We start from the raw sequence: 24958 nt of genomic DNA, 5'->3' as shown, positions 1-24958 counted from the left end.
TCGTGGCGTGATGGGGGCGCAAACAGTCAGGGCGCGGACAAACCGTCGCACGGTCGGCGGGCGTGGGGTGACTGCGTTCGATCACAGCACGCGTATCCGCGGGCCGCGCTCGCCGGGGCGGTCGAGCAGGAGGTCGGTGACGGCCCAGACCAGGGCGTCGGCGCGGTCGAGCGAGCCCTCGCCGAGCTCGGCGCCGAGCATCATCAACTCCTCCTCCAGAGCCTCGAACAGACCGGCGTGTCTGACCCGGCCCTGTTCATACAGGGCGGCGACTGGCTCGGCGCGGAGCACCTTGCCTTTCGAGGCCCGGACCATGCGCAGCGGCAGGGGCTTGTCGACGGCCTTGAGCACGGAGGCGACCATGTCGCCGCCCTGGTTGACCTCGGCCACCAGCTGGGTCGCCCCGACCTCGTACGCGAGGGCCACGGCGCGGCGCGCCCACTCCTCGGGCGAGAGGCCGTGCGCGGACCGGTCGGCGAGCACCACCGCCTCGCGCACCCCATCGGCGCGCAGGCGCGATCCGGCGGCGATTATGCCGCAGGCGTCGCCGGTGGCGGTGGCCGGCGGATCGATGGCGACGATGAGGCGCTCCCACTTCCCTTCTCCCGCAAGGGGAGAAGGGTCCGGCTCCATTTGTCTGGCCCTCATCATCATCTCCGCGGTGAACAGGGCGCCGTCGATGTCGACGATGCGGCCGTCGAGCTCCTGGGCCTCGCGGCGGGTGCCGCCGTAGAGTTCGCGCAGGCCTTCGACGAAGCCGGGGGCCAAGTGAGCCGCGTTGTCGGCGGTGGCCGCATGGGTCAGGGCGCAGGAGGCCTCGTCGCGGAGGCGGACCAGGGCGCGGACGGGCTTGGGCGTGGTGGTGACCAGCAATCTGGGGTGGCCAACGCTCGCGACGCGGTCGCTCGCTGCTTGAGCCACGGGGGTTGCATCGGCCTTGTCTGGATAAGGCAGCCGCAGCCCCATGCGGAGCAGGGCCAGGGTCTCGGCGGCGCCGCGGGCGCCGGTGGAGGGCCAGGCGCAGAATTCGTCGGCCCAGGCGGCGCTGAACTGGGGGCCGCGCAGGCTGTCGGGGTCCTCAGCCGAGAAAGCGTAGGCGATGCAGCCGTTGGGGAAGATGAGGCGGCGGCGCGAGCTTTCGAACACGGGCCGGGTTTCGGCTGTCCAGCGCGGCAGGGACCGGATGCCCGAGACGCCCTCGATCATCACCTCGCGCACATCGTGGATGGTCGGGCCGACGAGGGCGAGGCGGCCGCCGGCGCCGAGCGCCTCGGCCTGATCGGCGAGCCATTCGGCGCCCGCCCGGGTCTTGCCCGCGCCGCGTCCGCCGATGAACAGCCAGGTGCGCCACGGCTCCCCGTTGGGCAGGCTGGCCGGGGGCGTCTGGGCCGGGCGCAGCTCGACCGGCGGAGCCGGGTCATGCTCCGGTTCGGGCGACGGGGGCGTCGGCATCGGGGTGGCGGGACGGCGCAGTCGCTCCTTGGTCTGCCAGAAGCGGACGGCGGTCATGCCGCAGCGCATCAGTTTAGAGGCGCCGTCGATGTCGCCCGCCTCGGCGGTCTCCTCGACCTTCGCCTCGATGGCCTCGAAGGTCGCCAGCGGGTCCTCGCGATGGAAGATGAAGCCGTACGCGAGCCGCAGGGCCTCGCGCTTGATCTCCTCGTTTTTGTCCATCGCCGACATGGGAACATTATCCCACACCCCGGAGGGGGCGCCGGGAATATGACGCTGACAGGGTGGACGGGCGTTGGAAAGGTTGGGGTTTTCGAGGGGGCATATGATGGGAGTGTGCAGCTCCCCCTTCCGCCGTCATCCCGGGGCGCTCGAAGAGCGAACCCGGTACCCCGGGGGGACCGGGCTCGATCCCCAACCCTGCGTCAGGCAGCAGCAGCGCACTGCTGGGTCCCGGGTTCTGCTTCGCAGCCCCGGGATGACCGATCAAAACAACCTTCGAACACCGAGGAGTTGACACCGGTGTCAGAGCTCTTCCAACTTGCCCCGCCTTCTGACCGCCGCGAGGATGCCGGCATGAGATCGAAACTGTCCCGTCGCGGCCTGCTGGTCGCGGGCGCTGTCGCTCCTCTGCTGACGGCCTGGCCTGGATCGGGGCCCGCCTTCGCGCAGGCGGCCCCTGACCGCGCGGAGATCCTGCGGACGATGAAGCGGGCGACGCGGTTCATGGTGGAGGAGGCGTCGGTGGGCGGGGGCTATGTGTGGTCCGCCCTGCCCGACTTCTCGCGCCGCTGGGGCGAGCTGGAAGCCGCGCCGACAATGATCTGGGTGCAGCCGCCGGGCACCGGAACCATGGGGCATCTGTTCCTCGACGCCTATCACGCCACCGGGGACGAGGACTATTACGCCGCCGCCATCAGCGCGGCCCGGGCGCTGGTGCGGGGGCAGCATCCGGCGGGCGGGTGGAACTATGTGATCGACACGGCGGGGCCGGAGAGCCTGCGCCGCTGGTACGACACCTATGGCAGGAACGCCTGGCGGATGGAGGAATTCCACCACGACTACGGCAACGCCACCTTTGATGACGCGGGGACGTCGGAGGCGTCGCAGTTCCTGCTGCGGCTGTATCTGGAGAAGCGCGAGCGCGAGTGGCGGGCGCCGCTGCTGAAGGCCATCGGCTTCGTGCTGGACAGCCAGTACGCCAACGGCGGGTGGCCCCAGCGCTGGCCGCGCACCGATGGCGCGGGGCTGCACGGGCAGCCGGACTATACGGGCTACATCACATTCAACGACGATGTGGCAGGGGAGAATATAAAGTTCCTGATCTTCTGTCGGCAGACGCTGACGGATCGGGACCTGTCCGGACGGGGCGCCGGGGCGAAGCTGGACGATGCGATCCGGCGGGCGATGGACTGTTTCCTGGCCTGCCAGCAGCCGGCGCCGCAGGCGGGCTGGGGGCTGCAGCACCACGCCGACACGCTGAAGCCAGCGGCGGCCCGGACCTATGAGCCCGAGGCCTATGCGACCCATACGACGGCGGCCAATATCGAGCAGCTGTTCAGCTTCTGGCGGCTGACCGGGGATCGGAAATATCTGGCGCGGATCCCCGAGGCGCTGGACTGGCTGGAGGGGGTGCGGTTGCCGCAGCGGCTGCAGCGGGACGGGCGGACGCATCCGACCTTCATCCAGCCGGGGACGAACCAGCCCCTGTATGTGCACCGACGCGGCTCGAACGTGGTCAACGGCGCCTACTATGTGGACGGCGATCCGAACGACACGGTGATCCACTACAGCTCGTTCCGGGCGGTGAATGTGGCGCGGATGCGGACCGAGTATGCGCGGCTGTCGGCGCTGACGCCGGAGCAGGCGTCCGAAGGCTCGCCCCTGCTGGCGCGGCGGGGGACGGTGGCCCTGCCCCGCTACTTCACCCTGCAGGACATTTCGGTGTCGGACATGACCAGCGACGGACGGCGTCCGCCCGCCGAGCCAGCGGTGATCGCGGGGCTCATCTCCGGGCTGAATGCGCGCGGCTACTGGCCGACGCCGCTGAAGGCGGTGAGCAATCCGTACATCGGCGACGGCTCGCCCGAGGTGGCTCCGGGCGAGTTCCGGATCACCCGCGTGGGGGACGCCTCGGACACCTCGCCCTGGATCACCGACTATCCGGTGATGGGGGTGTCGACCGGGGAGTACATCAAGAACATGGGGGTGCTGATCGAGGGGCTGGGAGAAGGCTAAGCGTTCAGCGTCCGCGCGTCGTCAAGTTCCCGCTAACCGGCGGAGGGCAGGATGCCGCCGTGAGCAACCCGGCATCCATCATCACGCGATCGACCCGCCGGAACGCCCTGCGACTGGGCGCCGGCGCCGCGCTCGTCGGCCCACTCGCCGGTTGCGGTCTGCTAAAGGGCCTGGCCGCCTTCAATTACCGCTTCTCGCTCACGATCGGCCTGAACGGTCGCAAGATCACGGGGTCCGCCGTGCAGCGCTTCCTGTGGAATGGGTGGTCGTACAAGTCGACCGCTTCCCAAAGGATGGTGGCGTACAACAAGGGCGAGAGCGCCGTCGTGGACCTGAGCGATGGGGGCGTGGTGGTCTCGACATCCCACACCCTGCGCGAGCGCGCCGAGCCGCTCATGCCGGGAACTGGCTGGGGCCGCCGGATCGCATCCGGTATCGGCTGGCCAGTCGCGGAACCCCTGGCGGGCGCCCTCCTTCCGCCCAAGTCCGAGGGGCAGGACGACGTCGAGTGGTGGCTGGCGCTCACCGAGATCTCCGAAAGCCGCCCTGTTCCCGTGCCGCTGGAGAATCTGCCCCTGCTGCTCTGGTTTCCAGACCGCGAAACACCGTCGAACGTGATCCCGATTGACGCGCTGGAGCCCATATCAGGCCAACCGGGGGTGCTGGGCGCCGAAGTGGCCATCACGAGCGAGCCCATGACAGACGGGGCGTTGGCCGCGGCCCTGCCCTGGTTCGTGGACTATCATTCGCGACGGCTGGCATTGTCCGGGACTGGCGGCGTGGCGGTCACAGGCGACGATGTCGCGGCGCGGATGCATTCATGGTCCCTGAAGACCGACCGCTGAGCCCCTCCGGTCCGCCTGCGGGCTATTCAAAGCTACTTCCAGCCCTCGTCCCGCGCCCGCGCCTCGGCGACGGGATCGAGCGTGTCGCCCGCCTGAGCGGCGTCGACAGCCGCCAGAACCGCCGCCGGAATGTCGGCGGAGGCGGTGCGGATGGCGTCGGGGCCGGCGCCGCTGAAGGGGGCTAGGGCCTGAACGGACCAACGGTCGTGGGAGCGGCAGGCGAGGCCGGCGACGCCGGCGTCACCAGCGCTGAAGGTGCGGCACCATCGGCCTTCGCCATCCTTGAAGGTCAGGCCGACGGCGCGGCCATCGGCGTCGGCGCCCTGCCCGGCCAGACGCTGGTCGAGGACGCGGGTCAGGCTGGCGTCGGCGATCTGGCCTTGCGGGCCGACGACGAAGCCGGGCGGCTCGCCGGGACCGCCGACCATCAGACCGAGCACGAAGGCGGCGGCGACGCCCGCGCCCCAGACGGGCAGCAGGGACGGCGCGAAGGCGGCCTTGAGACGGGCGGTCCAGGACGGGCCGCCGCGCACGGGAGCGGCCGGCCCCGCGATCAGGGCCGCGAGGGCGTCGTCGCGCGGATCGGGCGCGGCCGGGAAGGCCTCGCGCGTCAGGGTGCGCAGGGACCTCAGGACGGCGATACGGTCGGCGAGGGCCGGATCGGCGGCGGCGGCGGCGTCGATGGCCGCGCCCTGTTCGGGCGTCAGCTCGCCATCGACGCGGCGCATCAGGGTTTCGTCGTCATAAGAGGTCATGCGGTCACTCCCTGTTCGTCCAGGGTCTGGAGAAGGGTCTGGCGGCCACGCACCAGACGGCTGGTGAGGGTGCCCGCCGGGACGCCCAGAACGACGGCGGCCTCGGCGTAGGACAGGCCGTCGATCAGGACCAGTGCCACGGCCAGCCGCTGGTCGTCGGGCAGGTTGCGGACGGCGGCCTGCACCGCCAGCGCATCCGCGCGCAGGGCCTCGCCCGCCTGGGCGGCGTCGGCGACATTGAGGGTGTGATCGTCCTCGGGCGACAGGACCTTGCCCCAGCGCGTTCTGGACCGGGCGTCGTCGATGTGGATCCGTCTCATGATGGTGAAGGCCCAGCTGTCCAGACGCGTGCCGGGGGTCCAGCCCGAGCGCTTGACCAGCGCCCGCTCGACCGTGGCCTGGACCAGGTCCTGCGCATCGGCGTCCGAACGGCAGACGGCGCGCGCGAACCGGCGCAAGCGGGGGAGAAGCTCCACCAGCTCCGTCTGGAATGCGTCCAAGTCGATACTCCGCTCATGCGGGATGAAACGTCCCGGCCCTGACGTTTCATCCATTGTCGGGCCGTCGCCAATGGCCTTTCATTCGTTTCACGCGTTGGAGCCGCCGATGGAGCCTCGTTTTCTGATCCTGCTGGGATGTGTCGCGGCGCTGGCCGCGGGACCGGCCAACGCGCAGATCGGCCTGCCGTCGCTGCCGGGCGTGGGGCTGCCGGAGGCGCGCGACCTGCCGGGGCGGCTGCCGGGCGAGGTGGACCGGCTGACCGGACAGGCGCGGGCGGGGGTCGAGGGCGTGCTGGAGGTCCCGGCGCGGTTCCGCGACCTGATCCGACGCTCGGACGGGGCGCTGGAGAGCGATCCGGACGGCTGGCCGACGGTGCGCGGGGAGATCGTGGCCGTGGCCCTGAGCGAGGCGGCGCGGCGGGCGGCGCTGGCCGAGGGCTTCACCGTGGTGCGTGAGGAGCGGCTGGAAGCGCTGGACCTGACGACGGTGGTGCTGGCCCCGCCCCGGCGGATGCCGCTGGGCCGGGCGATGGCGCGGCTGAGGGCGCTTGCGCCGGAGGGGGCGTTCGCCTTCAACCATGTGCATGTCCCGGCGGGGGAGATGGGAGAAGCGGTCGAGCCCTATGCCGCGCCGCCGGTCCCGCCCCAGGGCGGCGGCGTGCGGGTGGGGCTGATCGATACCGGGGTGGATACGCGGCATCCGGCGCTGGCGGGGGTGACGGTGCAGTCGCGCGGCTTCGTCGGGGCGGCGCGACCGGCGGGGCATGGAACGGCGGTGGCCTCACTGCTGGTCGGACGGGGTCAGGGCTTTCGCAGCGCGGCGCCGGGGGCGAGCCTGTATGCGGCGGACGTCTATGGCGGGGCGACGACGGGCGGATCGGCGACGGCGGTGGCCCAGGCGCTGAGCTGGCTGTCGGGCCAGAATGTGCGGGTGGTGAACATCAGTCTGGTGGGGCCGCGCAACGGGCTGATCGAGACGGCGATCGCGCGGGCGCGGCAGCGGGGGATGACGGTGGTGGCCGCCGTGGGCAATGACGGCCCCGCCGCACCGCCCCTGTTCCCGGCCAGCTATCCGGGCGTGATCGGGGTGACGGCGGTGAACGCGCGCAACCGGGTGCTGCCCGAAGCGGGACGCGGGCCGCAGGTCGACTTCGCCGCGCCGGGGGCCGACATGGCGGCGGCGGGCGGGCGCGGCTGGGTGAATGTCCGGGGCGCGTCATTCGCGGCGCCGCTGGTGGCCGGACTGCTGGCGCGCAACGGCGGGGATGTGGAGGCGCTGGCCCGCACGGCGACCGACGAAGGCGCGGCCGGCCCTGATCCGGTCTACGGCCGGGGCGTGGTCGGGGCGGCGCTGAGGACCGCCCCGGCGGCGGTCGGAGCGCGAGGCCAGCTGGCCCGCTGAACTTTTTTCAGAACTTTTTCGAGGGCCGGGATGAATCCGGACCGACCCATCGTTGGACCCTGGGAGGGCGATATCGCCCAGACCTTTCGCAGGAGAGACACGATGCGCAAGACCCTGATGATCACCGCCGCCGCCCTTGCCCTGACCCTGACCGCCGGGGCCGCCAACGCCCAGATCGCGGGCGGTCTGACCGGCGGAGTGGGCGGACAGGTCGGCGGCGCGCTGGGCAGCATGGGTTCGGGCAGCCTGACCGGCGGTCTGGACGGTGCGTTCGCCCGGGACCGGATCGGCGAGACAACCAGCCGCGCCGAACAGGTCCGCGCCCGCGCCGAGCGCCGCGCGACCGCCGCCGCAGCCCGTGCGGAACGCGCCTCGGCCCGCGCCCAGCGGGAAGCCGCCTCGACCGTGACCCGCGCTGGTTCGACCGTCGAGAGCGCGTCGGCCCGCGCCCAGGGTGAAGCCGCCATGGGCGTGAGCCGCGCGGGCTCCACCGCCGAAGGCGCCTCGGCCGCCGGCCAGACGGCGCTGGCCCACACCGCCAACAGCGGCACGGCGACCGCCAACGGCGCGCTGAACAGCTCGGCTTCGGGCAGCGCCTCGGGCTCGGGCTCGGGCGCCGTGGACACCCCGCGCCGTCAGGCCCGCGCGGGCGGTTCGGGCGATGCGGCGGCCTCGGCCAGCCGCTCGGGCGCCTCGGTGTCGCTGGGCGGCGGCGCCAACGGTTCGGCGGAGCGCACGCGCCCGCAGACCTGATCCGTCTCACGGCCGGGTCATGCCCCCCGATCCCGGCCCTGAGCCTGTCGAGCCCGGCGCGCGAGCGTCGGGCTCGCTGTGCGTTGTGCGCTTACGCGCATCCACACGCCCCTCATGCGCGTACAACCGGGAATGCCGTCCGAAAGCCTGAGGAAAGGCGAGCGGGCGACGCAGGCCGACCCATAGCCCCTGTGAGACGACCATGACCCCGAGAGCCACCGGACTGATCCTCCCGCTCGGCGCCCTGACCTTGGGCGCGCTGGCGCTGGGCGCCTGCCAGACGGCGCCGACGCCGCATTCCGGCCTGCTGAGCCGGTACGACGACCTGACCGAGCCGGGCGACAGCCTGCGCGCCGTGGTCCGCCAGAGGCGCGACGACGCGGCCTCGGACGCGGTGGAGCGGGTGTTCCTGGAGCCCGCGCGACTGGCCCCCGGCGTGGGCGAGAACCTGTCGGAAAACGACCGCGCGGCGGTGCTGAGCGAGGTGGACCGGCAGATCTGCTACGAGGTCAGCGAGCGCTTCACCCTGGCCGAGGCGCGCGATGACCGGACGGCCTTCGTGCGGACCTTCGTGGTGCGGGTGGACCCGACCAATCCGTTCGGATCGGGGGTCAGCGCGGCGGCCAACTTCCTGAACCCGGTGCCGATACTGAACGTGCGGGCGCCGGGGTCGACCGGCGGGCTGGCGGTGGAGAGCGAGCTGATGGCGCCGGACGGGCGGACCCAGATCGCGGCCATTACCTGGGGCCGGAATGCGACGGTGATCGGCAATGACAGCCCGTCCCTGTCGCGCGTCGGCGACGCCCTGCAGTTCGCCGAGCCGATGGGCGACGCGGTGGGCGACGCCTATGCGTCCAAGGCGCGCGAGGTGCGCGACATTCCCGAGCCCGATCCCTGCCTGCGGCACGGCGCGCGCAACAATGTGGGCCGCAGCGTCGGCGGGTTCGCGGCGGGGCTGGTGACCGGCCTGTATGTGCCGGAGATCGAACGGCCCTCGACGCCGAAGGAGACGCCCGCCACCCCGTGAAAGCGGGGTGAAAGACGGGCGGGCGAGACCGGGGCATGGACCGCCCTCTTCCCGCCCGAGCCCCTCGCCCTGTCCCGCCGAAGCCTGCCGGTTTTGGACGGTTCACGGTCCCGATCCTGTGGACCCTGCACGGCTGGCTGGCGATGTTCTTCCTGGCCGCCGGCTGCGCCAAGCTGACCGAGGACCTGGCCCTGCTGACCCTGCTGATGGGCTGGCCCGGACGGGCCGGGCTGGAGATGGTGCGGACGGTGGGCTGGATCGAGGTCGGGCTGGCGATGACCCTGATCGCCGCCCTGACCGCCGAACGCTGGGGCCGGATCGCCGCCGTCGGCGCGGCCGCGCAGCGGGCCTTCTCGGCCAATGCGGCGCATGAACCGCGCACCCCGCTGACCATCCTGCGCGCCCATGTCGAAAGCCTGCTGCCGCCCGAGGAGCGCGGAGTGGCCACCGCCGAGTTCGAGCGGCTGGCGCGGCTGATCGAACAGCTGCTGTTCCTGGCCGAGGCGGACCGCGATCGCCTGAGCCGGACCGAGCGCTTCGATCTGGTGGCGGTGGCGCGCGACGTGGCGGCGGAGATGACGCCGCGCATCCTGACCGGCGGACGCGAGATCGGCTTCGACAGCGCGGTGGAGCGGGTGGCGCGTCAGGGCGATGCGGTGCTGGCGGGCGTGGCAGTGCGCAATCTGATCGAGAACGCGGTGCGCCACACCCCGCCCGGCACGACCATCGCCATCAGCGTGGATGCGACCGGGGCGGTGACGGTGCGCGACGACGGGCCGGGCGTGCCCGAAGCCTTCGAGGCGCGGCTGTACGACCGCTTCGCCCGCGCCGACAGCAAGGGCGACGGCGCCGGTCTGGGCCTGTCGATCACGGCGCGGATCATCGAGCTGCACGGCGGAACGGTGCGCTTCCAACGGCCGGACAAGGGCGCGGGCTTCGTGCCGGCGTTCGCCGACGGGGCCTAGACGCTCAGTCCCGGTCCCACATTGAGGGGGATGTCAATTCCAGCCTCCAGAAGGCGGCCCGGGCCACAAGGGCCGCTCCGCCCATATGAAGCAGCAGGCTGAGCACCCCGCCGTCCGGCGCGAAGAACAGGCCATAGCAGAGGCCGACGAGGGCGCCATAGGCCCAAGCCAGCCCGCGACGCATCGCCATCGACTGTTCGTTCGCGGCCATCATCCCGAACACGACCAGCATGATCAGGCAGAACAGGACGCCCATGCCGCAGAGGATGCGCCAGGGCGCCTCGGACAGGCCGCCCAGCCCGGCGAACAGGACGGCCGCGACGGAGACAGACCGCCGCCGGGATGAGCACGGCGGCGGGTTTGGCCGGTTCAGACATGGACGCACGCCCCTCCCCGGCGACGGGGAAGAATGGCGGTGGCGCTGAAACAGGGCAAGCCGCGTCGGCGCTTGGCCCCGATCAGCCGTCCTTGCCCCGCAGCAGGGCATTGACGCCGGTGCGCAGCTGTTCGGGGCTGAAGGGTTTGAACAGGGTGGCGTCGGCGCCGAAGGTCCTGGCCGTCTTCAGCAGATAGCCGCTGTCCATCATCCCCCCCGCCGACATGGCGAGGATGGGGAAGCCCCGCCCCTCGCGCCGCAGCTCCAGAATGGTGGCCAGGCCGTCGCGGTTGGGCATGAGGATGTCGAGCACCATCAGGTCCGGCGGCGTCTTGCTGATCAGGGTCTGGGCGGACAGGCCGTCGTCGGCGGTGATCACCTCATGCCCGTCCTCGCTCAGGATGACCGAGATGAAATCCCGGACGTCCGGATCGTCGTCCACCACCGCGATACGCGCCATCTCGTCCCCCCGGACCGAAGCCCTGAACTGCTCCCTCAACCCAAGGTTTCGCGTTGACGGGCGGTTGTCAATGCGACGGCGCGGCGGGGGAGTGACGCACCCTCCCCGCGCCGCTAGCGTCGCGCCTCGCGAACAGAGGGGCGCAGATGGAAGCGACAGGCACGATCCGGGCTGGCCTGCGTCACCGACGTGTTCCGCACCCGCAAATACTGGGTCTTCCTGGTCCAGAGCAGCGCCATCGTCCTGCCCCGCCGGTTCTTCGAAACGCCCGAGGCCGAGCGGGCCTTCCTGGGGGCGGCGATGGCGCGGATGCCCGAGACGGCGCGGGCGCGGAGCGGGGACGCGGTGGCGGCGGCGGGATAGTCGGCCGCACGCGTGAAGACGGCGGGTGGCGCGACGGACCGGTCGGTCTCGCCCGTTCGAAGGGTGACGCACTCAAGGCGTGGGCCACTCCCCCTTCGGTCCGCGCTTGCCCGAAGCGTCCGAGCCCCCCGTCGCCCTCGGCGGGGGGCTTTGCTTTGGGAGCCGTGCGGGAACCGGACCTAGAACATGCCCAGTCCGCGCCAGTTTCCCTCCGCGAACTGGGTGCGGTGGGTGATGAGGAGCCGGGGCGTGTCGCCCCCGAGATGAGACAGCTCCGATATCGCCTCATCGAATGACGCCATAGCCTCCTCCTGATCACCGCGTTCTCCAAACGCACGCGCCAGCGCGAGACGGGCCCTCGCGCGATCCATCGTGTCCTCCCGCCCCGCCTTGATCGCGTCCTTGAAAGCCTGGACCGCCTGTTCGAGCAGCACGAGATCCATGGGGTCGCGACGTTCGGTGGCTTCCACCAGTCTGGCCGCCCCCAATCCCCGGAGAAGATTGGAGACCATCGGCGTGCCCTCGGCGTCCGCCACCGCCGCCTTGAACAGCGCTTCGGCCGCCGCGAAATCTCCGGACCGGCTCATGGCCCGCGCGGCGCCGGCGCGGCTGTTCAGGGCATTGACCACCTCGCCCCGCCTGAAGAAGCCGCGTTCGATCCGCCGATAGGCCTCCGCCGCTTCGACGAACCGCTTGTGGTTCAGGTCCCAGTTCGCCCGTTCCCCGCGCACCCTGCCCACCAGATCAGCCGTCAGGCAGCGCGCGCGACGCAGCCGGATGACGACCTCGCGCACCAGGGCGTCCGCCGCATCAGGCTCGGACGTCGCGGCGAGTTCGACCGCGAACGCCGCGAAGGCTTCCCCGACATTGATCACCGGTTCCGGCTTGACCGGAGCCGCCGTCCGACGTCCGAAATAGCGCAGGGTGGCGGAGGCCTCCTGCACCTGTTCCAAGGCCGCCATGTTGGCGTCAACGATCGCGAGAGACAGGAATTCGGCGCGTACGAGCGGCAGGGTCGCGAGATCCGCGATCCAGATCACATCGCGAAGCCTAGCCTGCGCCTGGTCGATCTGGCCATTCTCGCAGCGGAGCAGCCACAGATGGGTTTCCAGCCTGACCACGCCGTTGAAATTGAGGTCCCCCAAAAGGGCGGCGCGAAGATTGTCCGCCATCGCCTCGACCTCGGCCAGGGGATGATGCTCCGACAGGCTCTTGAACCAGATATCGAGCGCCTGAAGCCGCTGGGGATCCGAGGCGCCGGCGGACAGGATCACCTCGGGGATGAAGTCCGGGAGGTCCGTGATCGGATCGGGTGACACCGCAAGGGCGTGCAACCGATGCATCAGGGCTTGATCCTCGGCGTCGAGCGGGGTCGGGATGCCGACGTAGCGACGGACCGGTTCGTCGCCGCCCGACTGACCGACGGGGACCACGCCCCCGAACGGCGCCAGCTTCTCGCGCAGAGCGGCGGCGACGTCCGCCATCGCCTCGCCCCAGGTGTCGAGACGCATCGCTTCGGCATAGAGGCTCCCGATCGCCTCACCCGCCTTGGCGCGATCAAGAGGCCAAAGCCGAACCCAAGCCAGGGCTTTCGCGACATCGCCGGCCTGGACGAAGAACCAGAGCGCCGATGACGCCAGGCCGGCGGACGGAGGGGTTTCGGCGTCGCGGTGGGCCTGTTCGGCTTGGTCGAACAGGCGCGCGGCGTTGACGATCTCGCCACGCTCCGCCGCGACCGCCCCCAGAACCCCCAAGGCGGCGGCCCGAACGATCGGCGCCGGTCGGCCGGCGACGACATTCCTGGCCGCCCAGTGCGCCTGTTCCAGATGGCCGCGCGACAAGGCTCTGAAGGCGAAGTGCAGCCCCAGATCGGCGGCTTTTGAATCCTCGCCATCGAAGGTCAGTTGTCCGAGGCGACAGAGCAGCCCGAGTTGCCCTTCGTCATGCACCGCCGAATCGGACACGGCCAGGTGCGCGCCTCGCCAGGGAAGCTCGCCCTTGCCCCCGGCCTCGTCGCGGTCGCGCTGGAGTCTGGCGACGTGTCCGTCGACGGCGTCTTGAGGCAAATGCAGGAAGAAGGAACCGGGCGACGGCACGCCGAGGATCACGAGATGCCGCCGTGTTTCCTCAATCGGACGGACCATGAACGCCGCCTGCCCCGTTCTCTCAAGACGGGCCGCGATCCGGTTCAGGCCGGCCTCGATCCGCCCTTTGCGCAGTTCGGATTCCGCCATCAGGATGTCGACCATCGACAGCAGTTGTTCGTCGTCGACAACCCGGGCGCGCCGATCGGCGGCGATCAGCCATTCGTCGGCGACCCAGGGTTCATTGCGATCGAATGCGTACATGGCGAGGAGAAGCCGCAGCTCGACGGATGGCCCCAAGGCGCCGATGCGATCCGCGAGGTCCACCGCGACCTCAGCCAGCCGCATCGACACCCGGACGCGGTTCAGTTCGTCCCCGTTGCCGAGCATGTTGGTGATCGCGATCAGGGCGAGAGCCGCATGCCCCCCGGCCAAGGCGCTCCCCAGGGCCTCGCGATAGAGGCTGACCGCCTCCGTCTTGTTCCCGGCGACGAGGGAACAGAACGCCAGATTGTTCCAGCCTCCGGCCAAGTTGGCGAGACGCTCCTTGCGACCGGCTGGACTGGTGTTCTGAAGCGCTTGATCGAAGGTGACCTGGATTCGCTGGGAGGCGTGGAGGAGAGTCGCCGCATCCTCGAACGCCGCTTGCGCCATGGCATGAGTTGCAACGCTTCGAAGCAGGGCGCTCGAAGCGAGGTCCGCAATCTCCAGGGCGGCGCCCGGCTGCAGTCGCTCGGCCTGCGCCATGGCGATCCTGCGCAGGGCCTCGGCAAGCTCGGTATGGCCATGCTGGCGAGCCAGTTCCTGGAACAGGGTAGCGGCGCCCCATCGCCCGACGTGCAGGCTGGCGGCCCACTCGCGCATCGACGCGGCCAGCCGCGCGTGGGCGTCGCGTCCCGTCACGGGCGTTTCAAAGTCCGAAACCCCCAACCCGTCGCTGATCGCGTCGAGCGGGTGAGGGAGGCCGCCTTCGATGAACACCACCTGTTGCGCGACGGGCGCCGGAAGCTCGGGCCTGGAGCCCGGTCTGTGCCCCCAATAGATGGGACATCGCCTGGCGAGTACGTCCTCGAAGAAGGCGCCCGCCGCGCCATCGCCGAGATCGGCGCCCGAATATCCCAAGACGAGCACCACGGCGTCGTCCAGCATGGGTAGCCAGCATTGCTTCAGAACGGGAGAGAAGGCCCTCGCCTTGTGGCTACTGGTCTCGATCAGGCTTCCCGGGATGGCGACCGAACCATGGATCTTGATCAGGGTCAGCCCCTCGGAGCCCGTGGACTCGGGCGGCAGGTAGGGGACGCACACCGATACCCCCACGCCGTAGGTCGCGGCGGCGCGCTCGATCATGGTGTCGAAATTGGTCGTCAGGACGCCGCGCACATGGCCCGCCCCCGCCAGCGCCGAGATCAGACGGTGGTTGGCGTTGGGATCGGCGATGTCCACCGCGGACAGCAGCTCGGTGAAGGTCTCGCCGGCAAATCGGCTGACGATCAGATCAGCGAGTTGCTGGGTCCTGATCGATCCCAGAACCCCATCCAGATCAATGGCGGGAAGCTGGTCTCCGAAGCCCTGCTCCGTCTCGACCAACAGCGCGCGAGCGGCGGCATGGTAAATTTCCCACCAGTTGGGGCTCCTGCTGGGCGCGAGCATCGATACGCCCGCGCCACAGAAAATCACCAGCTTTCCGGCCCGACCGGCTTCCACAAGCGCGGACAGCGCCGCGTTCACGGCGCCTGACTGACTTTCGACCACGGAATGCCCCCATCGCCGCAGCGCGACGCTCAACCCATGGTCGAGGACCATGCCCGGAGCCGGAACATGAGGAAAGGGGGCTCGAAGCGGTTGTTCTGCTGGCTGACGCCGCTGACCAGTTCCAGCGCATCGGACAGGCGGGTGGCGCCGACGGCGTGCAGGAGGTCGGCCTCGATGGAGCGGCTGGACGGCGACATGCGCTCGGTCGTGGCCCCTGCCCCTAGCGTGGCGTCGCGCGGCGCCCGCCGACCCAGCACCACGATCTCGCCCAGCGTCGTCGGTTCTGGCGTCGCGGTATCGGGCGCGACGGTGGCGGCGGGAACGTCCGCCACGACCACGGCCGGGTCGGCGGCGGCCAGCAGGCACAGACCCGCGCAGCTGGTGAGGAGGGACAAGACAGGCTCCATTTGTAATGTTATCACATAACGGCTAGACGCTGCGGCATGACGCTGTCAACCGCCGCCGCGCCCGCCTCCGCCGTCCCTGCCCCGCCAACCCTGACCGCCCGGATCACCTCCATCGACGCCCTGCGCGGTCTGGTGATGCTGCTGATGCTGATCGACCATGCGCGGGAGTTCTTCTTCATCCACGCCCAGGTGTCGGACCCGATGGATGTGGCGACGACCGAGCCGGCGCTGTTCTTCACCCGGCTGGCGGCGCATCTGTGCGCCCCGGTGTTCGTGGCCCTGACGGGGCTGAGCGCCTGGCTTTACGGGATGAAGAAGGGGGGCGACGAGAAAGGAAGGATGGGGGCCGCGTCCGAGTTCCTGTTCAAGCGCGGCCTGTTCCTGGTGGCGCTGGAGCTGACGGCGGTGTCGTTCGCCTGGACCTTCGACCTGACGCCGCCGACGGTCTTCCTGCAGGTGATCTGGGCCATCGGCCTGTCGATGATGGCGCTGGCGGCGCTGGTCTGGCTGCCCCGCCCGGCCCTGATCGCGGTGGGCGCGGTGATCGTGCTGGGTCACAATCTGCTGGATCCGGTCACGGTGGCCGAGGGCCAGCCGGGCCACGCCCTGTGGGCCGTGCTGCATGATCGCGGCTTCATCGACCTGTCCTGGGGCGGGCGGGCGCGGACCTCCTATCCCCTGCTGCCGTGGATCGGCGTTGCGGCTCTGGGCTACGCCATCGGACCGTGGTTCGCGGCCGGTCAGGACGGCGCCGCGCGCCGCCGTCGGCTGGTGGCTCTGGGGCTTTCGATGCTGGCCCTGTTCGCGGTGCTGCGCGGGATCAATGTCTATGGCGAGCCGCTGCGCTGGAGCGTCTATCCGGACGCCCTGCACACGGTGATGAGCGTGCTGAACCTGACCAAATACCCGCCGTCAGCGGACTTCCTGCTGCTGACCCTGGGGGTCGGGACGCTGTTGCTGGCGGGGTTGGAGCGGCTGCCCGCGCGGACGACCGACCTGCTGACCGCGTTCGGCGGCGCGCCGTTGTTCTTCTACCTGATCCACCTGTACGCCCTGCACCTGGCCGCCCTCGCCTGCCTGTGGGCGTTCGGCGCCAATCAGGGCGAGGTGTTCGGCGTCCCGAACGCGGGCTGGGTCTGGGGGATCGCGGTGGTCGCGGCGGTCCCGGGGTGGTTCGCCTGCCGCTGGTTCGCCGGGGTGAAGCGGCGGAGCGGGCAGTGGTGGATGCGGTATTTGTGAGGGGGGGGCGATGCGCCAGAAACGGTCATGCAAGCAACGTCGGAAAGACCACACTCGGCATGATGAGTGGAGGTCTCGGGTTGGAGAATGATCCTGCCGGGCAATCGATCAAGCGCAGATTTACCCGCACCCTGACGTTCGAAGTCCCTGCCGGATTTCCGCAGCGCGCTCAGCCAGTTTCGCTTCGGTCGATTTTTGACTGCTCGAGCCCGACAGCCGTGAGATTCTTTCGCTTTTGGCCTTTGTAGCCAGCGAATCCCACACAGAACCCGGCTGCCGTTATCAGGCAGGCTGGAAGGACGTTGTCCCGGACTTCCCACCCATAGAAACCAGACACGACCATCACGCCCAAGAAGGCGACCACTGCCACGCAGACGCCGGCCATGATCGACCCGCCCGACGGCCTAGGCGCGTAAAGCTCCGCGCGATCGCGCGCGCGCGTGTCGGAAGGGTCGGTGCTCATGGTCTCCATAGATCGCAATCATGTGGTCTCTTGATGTTCCTGCAGCACCAATGAGCGCTTTCCAGCCGGGATCACCCTGCCAATCCGCCACTAGCCCGCGGCGAAAGCTGGCATCTCCAAGACAAAGCGGGTCTCCGCTTCCGTTGAGGTGGCGGTAAGGCGACCACCGTGTGCTCGGGCTATTTCGGCGGCGATGTGGAGACCAAGACCCAGACCCTGCTGATTGGGACGAACCGCGCCCCTGACGAAGGGCTGGAACAGGCGCCCCATCGCCGCTTCCGGGATCGGCGCTCCGGCGTTCGCTACCGCCAGGATCAGACGATCGTTCTGAATGTCAGCCTCAAGATGCACCGGAGCTTTGGGGTCGCCATGGGTGAGGGCGTTGCCGATGAGATTGGACACCAATTGGGCCAGCCGTCCTTGATCGAAGCGGACGAGCACGGGGAGATTGTAGCGCGCCTCGATCGAACGCTCCGGCTGACCCGCTTCGAACTCGTCGACAACCTGCCGAAGCACCGGTTCCAGAGGCGCCAGTCTCAGCTCAAGGCCGATACCGCCGCCCAGCCTGCCCCGTGCGAAGTCCATCACGTCGTCGATGAGACCCGCCATGCGATCGACGCTGCCCTCCATCATATCCAGAACGCGTGTGGCCTTTTCGCCGGTGACGTCTCTCCGCAGCAGGCGGGCAGCGCCGACGATCGATGCAAGGGGGTTGCGCAGGTCATGCCCGAGCACCGCGATGAACTGTTCGCGCAGCTCGGCGATTTCCTGGGCATCGACCAAGCCCTTGGCCGAAACCGCCTGCTTCTCGCGCAGGTCGCGTTCATAACGCCGACGGCCCTGTGCGCGCATCAAGGCGATCTGGGTGGTGGCGACTCCTCCTTCCAAGCGAGTCACAGCGCTCACCATTGCGGGCAAGGGCTCGCCATCGCCGAGAGCAAAATCGAGGGCCAATTCTTCGATCGTCCCTTCCAAATGAAGGGCCGGAGACAGGTTCGTCTCGTAGAAAATCCGCCCGGGCGTGGTGAGGAGATCCCGGAACTGTCGGCCCACGAGCGTCTCGGATGACACGCCAAGCCAGTCACAGGCAGTCTTGTTGGCGCTCGTGATCGCGCCCAGCGCGTTCAAGGTCAGTAGTCCACACGGCGCTGTATCGTAAAGCCGAGAGGCGATGTCCTGTATGACGAAATCAGACAAAGGCGCGGATCGCCGAGACGACCTCTTCTGGCGCGCTCAGGTTCGGGCAATGCCCTGTGGCCGCGAGCACGATCAGCTCGCTATTTTTCATTTGGGCGTGGACAAAATCACCCACAGCCAACGGCGCGATGATGTCGTCGGTGCATTGAAGGATAAGTGTGCGGATCGTGGAACGGTCCAGATCCGCGCGATTGTCGGAAGTGAAGGTTACGCGCGCGAACTCTTCGGCGATCTTCGGATCGGTGCGGCAAAAACTGGCCGTCAACTCGTCACCGAGTTCCGGGCGGTCCGCATTGCCCATGATCTGCGGGGCCATCGCTTGCGACCAGGCCATGGGGTTATCGCCCAGAAAACCGAGGAGTTCCTCAATCTGGCCCGCGGAGAATCCACCGACATAGTCATGGTCGTCGATGTAGCGGGGCGACGGTCCAACGAGGACAAGGCAGCCGAATAACTCCGGCGCCTCCAGGGAGGCAAGCAAACCGATCATGCTGCTGACGGAATGTCCGACGAAGACGACTTTGCGCGCGTCGTGCTCGCGCAGGATTTCCACCAGATCGTCTGCATAGCCCTGCAAGCTCGAATACTTGCCGGAATCATAAGCGGACAGGTCCGACTGTCCGGCCCCGACGTTGTCGAATACCAGAGTGCGGAAGTCGTCCTCGAACCTTCGCGCCACGTGGCGCCACATGTTCTGGTCGCAGCCGAAGCCATGGGCGAAAACAATGACGCGTTCGCCCGTCCCTTTGACGACGACGTTGTTGCGAAGGGCCGTCGGCAAGGGATTCATAGCCTCTGTCATATCATCCCGCGACCGAAAGCACGACAACCGCTGGTCGTCTGGCTCAATCCTTGCCTCGGCCAAAGCTCCAGACGTTCCGCGCGATCACATCCATGTCGTAGGGTTTCGCGAAGAACCGGCTGTCCGGTGGCAGGAGGGATGCGCATGGACGCTCTCTGCCCGAGGTCATGATCACGCTGATATCGGGCCTACGACGGTGGACCTCGCCCGCCAGGGCGACGCCGTCGCGTTGACCTGGCATGTTGATGTCGGTGAACAGAATCGAAATTTCCGGGTGAAGCGCCAGGACCTCAAGGGCCTCTTCCGCTTGGCTCGCCTGGAATGTTCGACAGCCGGCGTGCCGTAGCGCGTCCGTCGCATCCAGACGCAGCAGGGCTTCGTCGTCCACGACGAGGACGACGGGCGCCGGCGATAAGAAGAGAACCATGCGACTTGAAGCGTTCCGCGACGCCGTCGTTCCGCGGCCATGCGGATTTCTCGAAACCCGTCGGCCGAAAAGCCAAATGCGCGGGATAGTCGGGCTGGATAACAAGCTAAGGGGGCCAATACAAAGCCGTACCCTGTCGCCAGATCAGGCCTTGTCGCGAATTCGCATCGATCCGCCCGAGCCCGTTTGAACCTCGAACCGGCCGGTAGCGCGGATCAGGTCAGACAGCTTGGCGTGGCCGTAGGTGCGCTGGTCGAAGTCGGGATAGGCGTTGCGCAGTCGATCTCCAAGGCCGCCGACCGACACCCAGCCGTCGTCATCCTCGTCCATGTCCGCAATGACGGTGGCGATGAGGCGGGCGGCTTCAGGGGCGGGGCGTTTGCCTGGTGTGAGCGGTGCTTCGGACCTCGGCGCTTCGTTGGCCCTTCTGCTGCGCCCTTTTTCGGCAGGTGCAACCGCGTCACGGCCGATCGGGCCTGTCAGGTTCTCGGTGTAGATGAAGCGGGTGCAGGCCTGGCGAAAGCTCTCGGGTGTCTTCTGCTCGCCGAAGCCATACACATCGACGCCCTCCTCGCGGATGCGTGAGGCCAGACGTGTAAAGTCGGCATCCGACGAGACAAGACAGAAGCCGTCGAACCGCCCGGAGTGCAGCAGGTCCATGGCGTCGATCACTAGGGCGATATCGCCTGAGTTCTTGCCCTTGGTGTTCGCGAAATTCTGCTGCGGCTGGATCGCAAAGCGGGCCAGCACCTTGGTCCAGCCGGCGATCTGGTTGGACGCGAAGTCGCCGTAGATGCGCCGCGCCGAAGCCTCGCCCAAGGTGGCGATCTCGGTGAACAGGGCCTCGGCGATCCGCGCCGACGCATTCTCGGCGTCGATCAGCACGGCGAGACGCGGGGCCTTGGCGTCGGCGGGCATGGAGAAATCCTTCAGGAAGCGGCCTCGACGTGAAGCGTCGGACGGGCGGCCCGGCGGGTCAATCCGGTCGTGGCCGACATCGGCGGGCTTGCAGTTCCCGCGGAAACCTCGGCGGGGCGCGACAGGCGGTCGGCGACCCGGTTAAGGAACCGCCGACGGCGCAGGGCGGCCGCCTCTGGATCTGTTCCCTTGAGCATCACCCGACCGTTGAACTGGACCGCCTCCTCGCGAAGGCGCGAGATCAGCGAGGCGAGGTGGTCGGAGCCCTTGCGCGCGTCCATCAGCACGGCGTGGGACCGGGCGTCGGCCATGCGCTTGTCGACCCCGGCGTCGACTTCCTGACCGAGCTCAGCGCGTCCGGCGAACTGCACGAAGTCATGGGCGTAGAGCCGGATGAAGGATTCTTCGATCATAAGGCGTTCCTCTGGTTGGCGGCCTCAAGAGGCCTTGGGCAAAGCCGTCTGGTGACCGATCGCCGGCGCGACCTTTTTGGGCGCGGGCCTGCGCTGGGGCTTGGGCGGCTTGGGCAAGGCCGCCCGGCGCGCCAGTTCCGTATCGATCAGGGGCAAGGCTTCGCTCGCCGCCGTCATCTGACTGGCCGAGCCATGCTCGGAAAGGTGAACGGCGTTGGAGCGGAGCGAAGCGAGGTCGACATCACTCATGGTCGGGATTCGTTCAGAAATGGGCGTCACTCGCACATCCTTCCTGGATGGCTCGAAGGGACGGCGCGAAGCGCCATCCTTCCATTTCATCCGAGCCGAGCTCGACCCGTACGACATCGCCGATCAGGAGCGTTCCCAAACGTGGCTTGCCGGCTGCGAGCACCGTCAGCACATGGCCGTTGTCCAACCGAACCTGACGACTGCCGCGCGGCAGCAGCCGCACGACCTCGCCTTCGAAAGAGATGATGTTGTCGTTGGCGAAAGCGGCCGCGTCCTCAGGCCGCCACCGTCAGGCGCGTTGCCGAAGTCTTGCCGCTACGGGCATCGGCTTCGGTCTCGTAACTGATCGTTTGACCTTCGTTGAGCGATCCGAACTCGGATTGCTCAACGGCGGTGGCGTGGACGAACACGTCCTTGCCACCGTCGTCAGGCTGGATGAAGCCGAAGCCTTTGGTGGGGTTGTACCATTTAACGGTGCCGGTAGCCATTTTCAGACCTCCCTTGAGCGGGCCGCCGGAGAATTCCTGGGCGGCCTGTCGGGTTCTGAATGAAATGGGCTCCTGACCTCGGTGCGGAGCGCAAAGGACAGCGGCTCACGCAAAGAGATCGACGTCTTCTAGATGGGAACCGCCCACGGATTTACAAGCTTGCCTGGATCCGATTTCGCGGTGGGGAGGCGCGACCCGTCAAATTCTGCGGTTCCGCATCGCTCAAGCCAGAATTCGCACACTGGGCTCGCGAGCCCATTGCCGGCCCGCCGCCGCGGCCGTGAACGCCTTGCCGTCCTTGGCGAGAGCGACGACGCGATCGTCGGCGACGACGCCGGCCTTGTCGAGCAGCGGCTGGGCTTCAGCTGTATGACCGATAGCCTTCAGGTGCCCGAAGGCGTCTTTGACAAAGTCGACCGCCGCGCCCTCGCCCAGCAGCAATTCGCACCCCGCGTCTGAGAGCACGAGCGCCACCGCGTCGAACAGCACTGAAGGTGATCCGGCAAGTTGGCGGTCCACCTTCAGCTCGGTTCCGTCAATGAGCACGACGCCCCCGACCTTGGGCGCGATCAGCTGGACTTGCGCGCCCTGCGCTTCGGCCGACTTGCGGACACCCGCGACGAGCGCGCCGTCGGCGCCATCGGTGACAAGGACGCCGACAAGACGCCCCTTTAGCGTATCCGGATATTTGCCGACGATGCGCAGCGCCGGGCTCTGGTCCATATCGAACGGCTCCGCCGCCGGGGCCGAGGCCTTGGGCAGATCCATGCCCAGCCCGTCAGCCACCCGCGCGGCCAGCGCTTCATCGACGTTCATGAGGTTGGACATCACGCGCAGCCGGACATGCTCCAGCGTCACCTTGGACAACTCGAACACAAGGGCGCTGGCGAGGTGGGCCTGTTCAATCTCCGTCTGGGAGCGGAAGAAGAGGCGCGCCTGGCTGAAGTGGTCGGCGAAGGTCTCCGCGCGGATCCGCACCTTGGTCCCCTCGATCGGCGTCTGGAAGCTGCGGAAGCCGCCCTTCGGGTCCTCACGCGGCCCGCCGTCCTCGCCCGCCTCGGCGAGGCTGTTGGGCTCATAGTTGGCGCGCCCCTTGGGGACCTGCATCTGCATGTGCCCGTCGCGCTGCATGTTCTGAAACGGGCAACCCTTGGCCTGATTGATCGGGATCTGGTGGAAGTTGACCGTGCCGAGACGCGACAGCTGGGTGTCCTGATAGGAGAACAGGCGCCCCTGCAGCAGCGGGTCTTCCGAAAAGTCGATCCCGGGCGGGATGTTGGTGGGAAGGAAGGCGACTTGTTCAGTCTCGGCGAAGAAGTTGTCGGGGTTGCGGTTCAGCACCATCCGGCCGACGACGCGGATCGGATACAGCTCCTCGGGGATGAGTTTGGTCGCATCGAGCACGTCGAACGGCAGGGCGTCGGCCTGCTCCTGCGTCAGCAGTTGGACGCCGAACTCCCATTCGGGGAAGTCGCCCTTGTCGATAGCCTCGAAGAGGTCGCGGCGATGATAGTCCGGATCGGCGCCGGCGATCTTGACCGCCTCGTCCCAGCAGGTCGACTGGGTCCCGAGCTTGGGCCGCCAGTGGAACTTGACCAGCGTCGCCTCCCCCGCCTCATTGACCAGCCGGAAGGTGTGGACGCCGAAGCCCTCGATCATCCGCAAGCTGCGCGGGATAGCCCGGTCAGACATGGCCCACATGATCATGTGGGTGCTCTCCGGCATCAGGCCGATGAAGTCCCAGAAGGTGTCGTGGGCGGACGCCGCCTGCGGATAGCCGCGGTCGGCCTCCATCTTCACCGAATGGATCAGGTCGGGAAACTTGATCGCGTCCTGGATGAAGAAGACCGGGATGTTGTTGCCGACGAGGTCCCAGTTGCCTTCGACCGTGTACATCTTGACTGCGAAGCCGCGCACGTCGCGCGGCGTATCGACCGAACCGGCGCCGCCGGCGACGGTCGAGAAGCGGGTGAAGACGTCGGTCTGTTTGCCGACCTCGGTCAGGATCTTCGCGGTCGTATAGTCGGCGAGGCTCTCGGTCAGTTCGAAGAAGCCGTGCGCCGCCGAGCCGCGGGCGTGGACGATCCGCTCCGGAATACGCTCGTGGTCGAAATGCTGGATCTTCTCGTGAAGAACGAAGTCTTCGAGCAGATGCGGCCCGCGCGGCCCGGCGGAGAGCGTGTTCTGGTTGTCGCTGATCGGCACGCCATGGTTGGTCGTGAGCCGTGCGTCCGGCGTGGTTGCTGACTGGTGCGTATCGCCGCCCGGGCGGACCACTGGGGTCGCCTGAGGCCTGGCTTTATTTGCGCCGGATTTATTGGCCGCCTCGGCGCGGCTATGGCGGTGGGCGGCGGGCGTCTTGGCCATGGTGATGTTCCGGAAATGATCGAGCGCGGACCAGACGGGTCGACTGCTGTTTCCGGCAGGGTCTGCGTGTCTAACCGGTCCGGAAGACGGCGGTTCCTGTGTCGGGACGCGGACTGACAGCGGACGAGCCCCTTGCAGGATGCATCAGCGCCTCGTGACCCGTGAATGGCAGGCAAACGATTCTGGGATTGAAGATCCATCGCGGACCTCGGCATGGCGGCGGCCGTCTGATGCTGAGACCCCGTGGTGGACGCGAGATGGAGGTGCTGAGCCACAAGGTCCGGTGCAGCCCACCCGCGACTGGTCGCAGGATGTCTTCGGCAACCTCGTCGCAGTCGCTGAATTCGGTGCACACGCGAGCGAACTCACGGTGACGAGCGAGCTGGCAATCGAGACCTCGGCCGAGGCCTGGCCCGTATTTCCCATTGCGCCAAGGGCGCAGAGCTACCCGTTCGAGTATGCTGCGGAGGAGGCTACGGACCTCGGAGCGCTGCGCTCACCCGCCGGGGGCTCCCCGGATGTCGCGCCGTGGGCGAAGCGGTTTGTGCTCAGCCGCCCCACAGATACGCTCGCGGTCTTGAAGGACTTGAGCTCGGGAATTCTTGCCAACACGACCTACAGGCGGCGGGAAGAGGAAGGCGTCCAAACGGCTGCAGAGACCCTCGCCATTGGGAGTGGCTCTTGCAGAGACCTGGCCGGCCTGTTCATCGAAGCGGCGCGGACACTCGGCTTCGGTGCGCGCGCGGTGTCGGGCTATCTTGTCGACCCGCAATCTCTTGGCGCGTCGGAGAATACGACGCATGCGTGGGCGGAAGCCTACCTGCCAGGAGCCGGATGGATTGCCTTCGACCCGACCAACGCGACGGTTGGGAATGGGAGTCTAATCCCGGTCTCAGTCGGGCGCTGCAATGCTCAGACGTCCCCAGTCTCTGGCAGCTACGTCGGCGCTCCGAACGATATGATCGCCCTAGAGGTCGATGTGCAAATCCTTGCCATTTAGAGCTTCGGGGGGCGAC

At 68.4% G+C, this 24958-nt stretch carries 26 protein-coding genes; 9 read left to right on the top strand and 17 right to left on the bottom strand.

What is annotated here, in order from left to right; genetic code table 11:
• Nucleotides 1-81: 81 nt before the first annotated feature.
• Nucleotides 82-1683, bottom strand: a complete 1602-nt coding sequence (locus ACTIEF_RS09390) for a DNA-packaging protein (RefSeq protein ID WP_439471870.1) — start codon at nucleotides 1681-1683, stop codon at nucleotides 82-84.
• Between the two features lie 345 nt (nucleotides 1684-2028).
• Here ACTIEF_RS09390 and ACTIEF_RS09385 point away from each other — a divergent pair, with 345 nt between their 5' ends.
• Together ACTIEF_RS09385 and ACTIEF_RS09380 are read left to right on the top strand one after the other, a co-directional pair.
• Nucleotides 2029-3690 (top strand): pectate lyase, encoded by a 1662-nt coding sequence (locus ACTIEF_RS09385; RefSeq protein WP_439471869.1) that lies wholly within the window; start codon nucleotides 2029-2031, stop codon nucleotides 3688-3690.
• A gap of 59 nt (nucleotides 3691-3749) precedes the next feature.
• The gene (locus ACTIEF_RS09380; RefSeq protein ID WP_439471868.1) at nucleotides 3750-4535 is read left to right on the top strand and encodes a hypothetical protein; all 786 of its coding nucleotides are present in this window, start codon (nucleotides 3750-3752) and stop codon (nucleotides 4533-4535) included.
• A gap of 32 nt (nucleotides 4536-4567) precedes the next feature.
• On the opposite strand, the gene ACTIEF_RS09375 is transcribed toward ACTIEF_RS09380, so the two are convergent.
• Both ACTIEF_RS09375 and ACTIEF_RS09370 read right to left on the bottom strand, forming a co-directional pair.
• Nucleotides 4568-5290 (bottom strand): hypothetical protein, encoded by a 723-nt coding sequence (locus ACTIEF_RS09375; RefSeq protein ID WP_439471867.1) that lies wholly within the window; start codon nucleotides 5288-5290, stop codon nucleotides 4568-4570.
• A complete protein-coding gene (locus ACTIEF_RS09370) occupies nucleotides 5287-5844 on the bottom strand; it encodes an RNA polymerase sigma factor (RefSeq protein ID WP_439471866.1) in 558 nt (185 codons plus the stop codon). Before ACTIEF_RS09370 ends, ACTIEF_RS09375 begins: the two co-directional genes overlap by 4 nt.
• 52 nt (nucleotides 5845-5896) lie before the next feature.
• On the opposite strand from ACTIEF_RS09370, the gene ACTIEF_RS09365 reads away from it, so the two are divergent.
• The 4 genes from ACTIEF_RS09365 (at nucleotide 5897) to ACTIEF_RS09350 (ending at nucleotide 9937) form a co-directional block, all read left to right on the top strand.
• Nucleotides 5897-7192 carry a S8 family serine peptidase gene (locus ACTIEF_RS09365; RefSeq protein WP_439471865.1) on the top strand — a complete coding sequence of 432 codons (1296 nt, stop codon included), beginning with the start codon at nucleotides 5897-5899 and terminating at the stop codon, nucleotides 7190-7192.
• A 102-nt stretch (nucleotides 7193-7294) separates the two neighbouring features.
• The gene (locus tag ACTIEF_RS09360; protein WP_439471864.1) at nucleotides 7295-7945 is read left to right on the top strand and encodes a hypothetical protein; all 651 of its coding nucleotides are present in this window, start codon (nucleotides 7295-7297) and stop codon (nucleotides 7943-7945) included.
• A 202-nt stretch (nucleotides 7946-8147) separates the two neighbouring features.
• Nucleotides 8148-8972 carry a DUF3313 family protein gene (locus tag ACTIEF_RS09355; RefSeq protein ID WP_439471863.1) on the top strand — a complete coding sequence of 275 codons (825 nt, stop codon included), beginning with the start codon at nucleotides 8148-8150 and terminating at the stop codon, nucleotides 8970-8972.
• 35 nt (nucleotides 8973-9007) lie between these two features.
• The gene (locus tag ACTIEF_RS09350) at nucleotides 9008-9937 is read left to right on the top strand and encodes a sensor histidine kinase (protein WP_439471862.1); all 930 of its coding nucleotides are present in this window, start codon (nucleotides 9008-9010) and stop codon (nucleotides 9935-9937) included.
• Between the two features lie 4 nt (nucleotides 9938-9941).
• On the opposite strand, the gene ACTIEF_RS09345 is transcribed toward ACTIEF_RS09350, so the two are convergent.
• Together ACTIEF_RS09345 and ACTIEF_RS09340 are read right to left on the bottom strand one after the other, a co-directional pair.
• Nucleotides 9942-10322: a hypothetical protein gene (locus ACTIEF_RS09345; RefSeq protein ID WP_439471861.1), complete on the bottom strand. Its 381-nt coding sequence runs from the start codon at nucleotides 10320-10322 to the stop codon at nucleotides 9942-9944.
• A 73-nt stretch (nucleotides 10323-10395) separates the two neighbouring features.
• Nucleotides 10396-10773, bottom strand: coding sequence for a response regulator transcription factor (locus ACTIEF_RS09340; protein WP_439471860.1), 378 nt, complete (start codon nucleotides 10771-10773; stop codon nucleotides 10396-10398).
• 189 nt (nucleotides 10774-10962) lie between these two features.
• Here ACTIEF_RS09340 and ACTIEF_RS09335 point away from each other — a divergent pair, with 189 nt between their 5' ends.
• The gene (locus ACTIEF_RS09335; protein WP_439471859.1) at nucleotides 10963-11136 is read left to right on the top strand and encodes a hypothetical protein; all 174 of its coding nucleotides are present in this window, start codon (nucleotides 10963-10965) and stop codon (nucleotides 11134-11136) included.
• Nucleotides 11137-11315: 179 nt separating this feature from the next.
• On the opposite strand, the gene ACTIEF_RS09330 is transcribed toward ACTIEF_RS09335, so the two are convergent.
• Together ACTIEF_RS09330 and ACTIEF_RS09325 are read right to left on the bottom strand one after the other, a co-directional pair.
• Entirely contained in the window at nucleotides 11316-15023 is a 3708-nt protein-coding gene (locus ACTIEF_RS09330) for an SIR2 family protein (RefSeq protein ID WP_439471858.1), read from the bottom strand.
• Nucleotides 15002-15367, bottom strand: a complete 366-nt coding sequence (locus ACTIEF_RS09325; RefSeq protein WP_439471857.1) for a hypothetical protein — start codon at nucleotides 15365-15367, stop codon at nucleotides 15002-15004. The genes ACTIEF_RS09330 and ACTIEF_RS09325 overlap by 22 nt, the downstream gene beginning before the upstream one ends.
• A 48-nt stretch (nucleotides 15368-15415) precedes the next feature.
• Here ACTIEF_RS09325 and ACTIEF_RS09320 point away from each other — a divergent pair, with 48 nt between their 5' ends.
• Nucleotides 15416-16618, top strand: a complete 1203-nt coding sequence (locus tag ACTIEF_RS09320) for a DUF1624 domain-containing protein (RefSeq protein WP_439471856.1) — start codon at nucleotides 15416-15418, stop codon at nucleotides 16616-16618.
• A 169-nt stretch (nucleotides 16619-16787) separates the two neighbouring features.
• On the opposite strand, the gene ACTIEF_RS09315 is transcribed toward ACTIEF_RS09320, so the two are convergent.
• From ACTIEF_RS09315 to ACTIEF_RS09270, 10 genes are all read right to left on the bottom strand, one after another.
• Nucleotides 16788-17081 (bottom strand): hypothetical protein, encoded by a 294-nt coding sequence (locus tag ACTIEF_RS09315; RefSeq protein ID WP_439471855.1) that lies wholly within the window; start codon nucleotides 17079-17081, stop codon nucleotides 16788-16790.
• A 90-nt stretch (nucleotides 17082-17171) separates the two neighbouring features.
• A complete protein-coding gene (locus ACTIEF_RS09310) occupies nucleotides 17172-18278 on the bottom strand; it encodes a PAS domain-containing sensor histidine kinase (protein WP_439471854.1) in 1107 nt (368 codons plus the stop codon).
• Complete coding sequence (locus tag ACTIEF_RS09305) at nucleotides 18271-19068, bottom strand: alpha/beta fold hydrolase (RefSeq protein WP_439471853.1); 798 nt, start codon at nucleotides 19066-19068, stop codon at nucleotides 18271-18273. Before ACTIEF_RS09305 ends, ACTIEF_RS09310 begins: the two co-directional genes overlap by 8 nt.
• Before the next feature lie 55 nt (nucleotides 19069-19123).
• The gene (locus ACTIEF_RS09300; RefSeq protein ID WP_439471852.1) at nucleotides 19124-19468 is read right to left on the bottom strand and encodes a response regulator; all 345 of its coding nucleotides are present in this window, start codon (nucleotides 19466-19468) and stop codon (nucleotides 19124-19126) included.
• Between the two features lie 183 nt (nucleotides 19469-19651).
• Nucleotides 19652-20425 (bottom strand): NYN domain-containing protein, encoded by a 774-nt coding sequence (locus ACTIEF_RS09295; protein ID WP_439471851.1) that lies wholly within the window; start codon nucleotides 20423-20425, stop codon nucleotides 19652-19654.
• Nucleotides 20426-20436: 11 nt separating this feature from the next.
• Nucleotides 20437-20838, bottom strand: a complete 402-nt coding sequence (locus ACTIEF_RS09290; RefSeq protein WP_439471850.1) for a hypothetical protein — start codon at nucleotides 20836-20838, stop codon at nucleotides 20437-20439.
• A 24-nt stretch (nucleotides 20839-20862) separates the two neighbouring features.
• Complete coding sequence (locus ACTIEF_RS09285; protein WP_439471849.1) at nucleotides 20863-21087, bottom strand: hypothetical protein; 225 nt, start codon at nucleotides 21085-21087, stop codon at nucleotides 20863-20865.
• 13 nt (nucleotides 21088-21100) lie between these two features.
• On the bottom strand, nucleotides 21101-21310 hold the full coding sequence (locus ACTIEF_RS09280; RefSeq protein ID WP_439471848.1) for a hypothetical protein: 210 nt from the start codon (nucleotides 21308-21310) through the stop codon (nucleotides 21101-21103).
• 52 nt (nucleotides 21311-21362) lie between these two features.
• Nucleotides 21363-21575, bottom strand: coding sequence for a cold-shock protein (locus tag ACTIEF_RS09275; protein WP_439471847.1), 213 nt, complete (start codon nucleotides 21573-21575; stop codon nucleotides 21363-21365).
• A gap of 222 nt (nucleotides 21576-21797) precedes the next feature.
• Nucleotides 21798-23942 carry a catalase gene (locus tag ACTIEF_RS09270; protein ID WP_439471846.1) on the bottom strand — a complete coding sequence of 715 codons (2145 nt, stop codon included), beginning with the start codon at nucleotides 23940-23942 and terminating at the stop codon, nucleotides 21798-21800.
• A 283-nt stretch (nucleotides 23943-24225) separates the two neighbouring features.
• On the opposite strand from ACTIEF_RS09270, the gene ACTIEF_RS09265 reads away from it, so the two are divergent.
• The gene (locus tag ACTIEF_RS09265; protein ID WP_439471845.1) at nucleotides 24226-24942 is read left to right on the top strand and encodes a transglutaminase-like domain-containing protein; all 717 of its coding nucleotides are present in this window, start codon (nucleotides 24226-24228) and stop codon (nucleotides 24940-24942) included.
• Nucleotides 24943-24958 lie beyond the last annotated feature (16 nt).

The organism is Brevundimonas sp. (assembly GCF_051858995.1).
GTDB lineage: Bacteria > Pseudomonadota > Alphaproteobacteria > Caulobacterales > Caulobacteraceae > Brevundimonas.
Note: the sequence above shows the minus strand (reverse complement) of the source record. Positions and strands in the feature narration are given on the sequence as shown.

Coding starts and splice junctions, on each gene's coding strand:
- ACTIEF_RS09390 (WP_439471870.1), bottom strand. CDS start 1,683: ATGTCGGCGATGGACAAAAACGAGGAGATCAAGCGCGAGGCCCTGCGG.
- ACTIEF_RS09385 (WP_439471869.1), top strand. CDS start 2,029: ATGAGATCGAAACTGTCCCGTCGCGGCCTGCTGGTCGCGGGCGCTGTC.
- ACTIEF_RS09375 (WP_439471867.1), bottom strand. CDS start 5,290: ATGACCTCTTATGACGACGAAACCCTGATGCGCCGCGTCGATGGCGAG.
- ACTIEF_RS09370 (WP_439471866.1), bottom strand. CDS start 5,844: ATGGATGAAACGTCAGGGCCGGGACGTTTCATCCCGCATGAGCGGAGT.
- ACTIEF_RS09365 (WP_439471865.1), top strand. CDS start 5,897: ATGGAGCCTCGTTTTCTGATCCTGCTGGGATGTGTCGCGGCGCTGGCC.
- ACTIEF_RS09360 (WP_439471864.1), top strand. CDS start 7,295: ATGCGCAAGACCCTGATGATCACCGCCGCCGCCCTTGCCCTGACCCTG.
- ACTIEF_RS09355 (WP_439471863.1), top strand. CDS start 8,148: ATGACCCCGAGAGCCACCGGACTGATCCTCCCGCTCGGCGCCCTGACC.
- ACTIEF_RS09350 (WP_439471862.1), top strand. CDS start 9,008: ATGGACCGCCCTCTTCCCGCCCGAGCCCCTCGCCCTGTCCCGCCGAAG.
- ACTIEF_RS09340 (WP_439471860.1), bottom strand. CDS start 10,773: ATGGCGCGTATCGCGGTGGTGGACGACGATCCGGACGTCCGGGATTTC.
- ACTIEF_RS09330 (WP_439471858.1), bottom strand. CDS start 15,023: ATGGTCCTCGACCATGGGTTGAGCGTCGCGCTGCGGCGATGGGGGCAT.
- ACTIEF_RS09320 (WP_439471856.1), top strand. CDS start 15,416: ATGACGCTGTCAACCGCCGCCGCGCCCGCCTCCGCCGTCCCTGCCCCG.
- ACTIEF_RS09315 (WP_439471855.1), bottom strand. CDS start 17,081: ATGAGCACCGACCCTTCCGACACGCGCGCGCGCGATCGCGCGGAGCTT.
- ACTIEF_RS09305 (WP_439471853.1), bottom strand. CDS start 19,068: ATGAATCCCTTGCCGACGGCCCTTCGCAACAACGTCGTCGTCAAAGGG.
- ACTIEF_RS09295 (WP_439471851.1), bottom strand. CDS start 20,425: ATGCCCGCCGACGCCAAGGCCCCGCGTCTCGCCGTGCTGATCGACGCC.
- ACTIEF_RS09290 (WP_439471850.1), bottom strand. CDS start 20,838: ATGATCGAAGAATCCTTCATCCGGCTCTACGCCCATGACTTCGTGCAG.
- ACTIEF_RS09285 (WP_439471849.1), bottom strand. CDS start 21,087: ATGAGTGATGTCGACCTCGCTTCGCTCCGCTCCAACGCCGTTCACCTT.
- ACTIEF_RS09275 (WP_439471847.1), bottom strand. CDS start 21,575: ATGGCTACCGGCACCGTTAAATGGTACAACCCCACCAAAGGCTTCGGC.
- ACTIEF_RS09270 (WP_439471846.1), bottom strand. CDS start 23,942: ATGGCCAAGACGCCCGCCGCCCACCGCCATAGCCGCGCCGAGGCGGCC.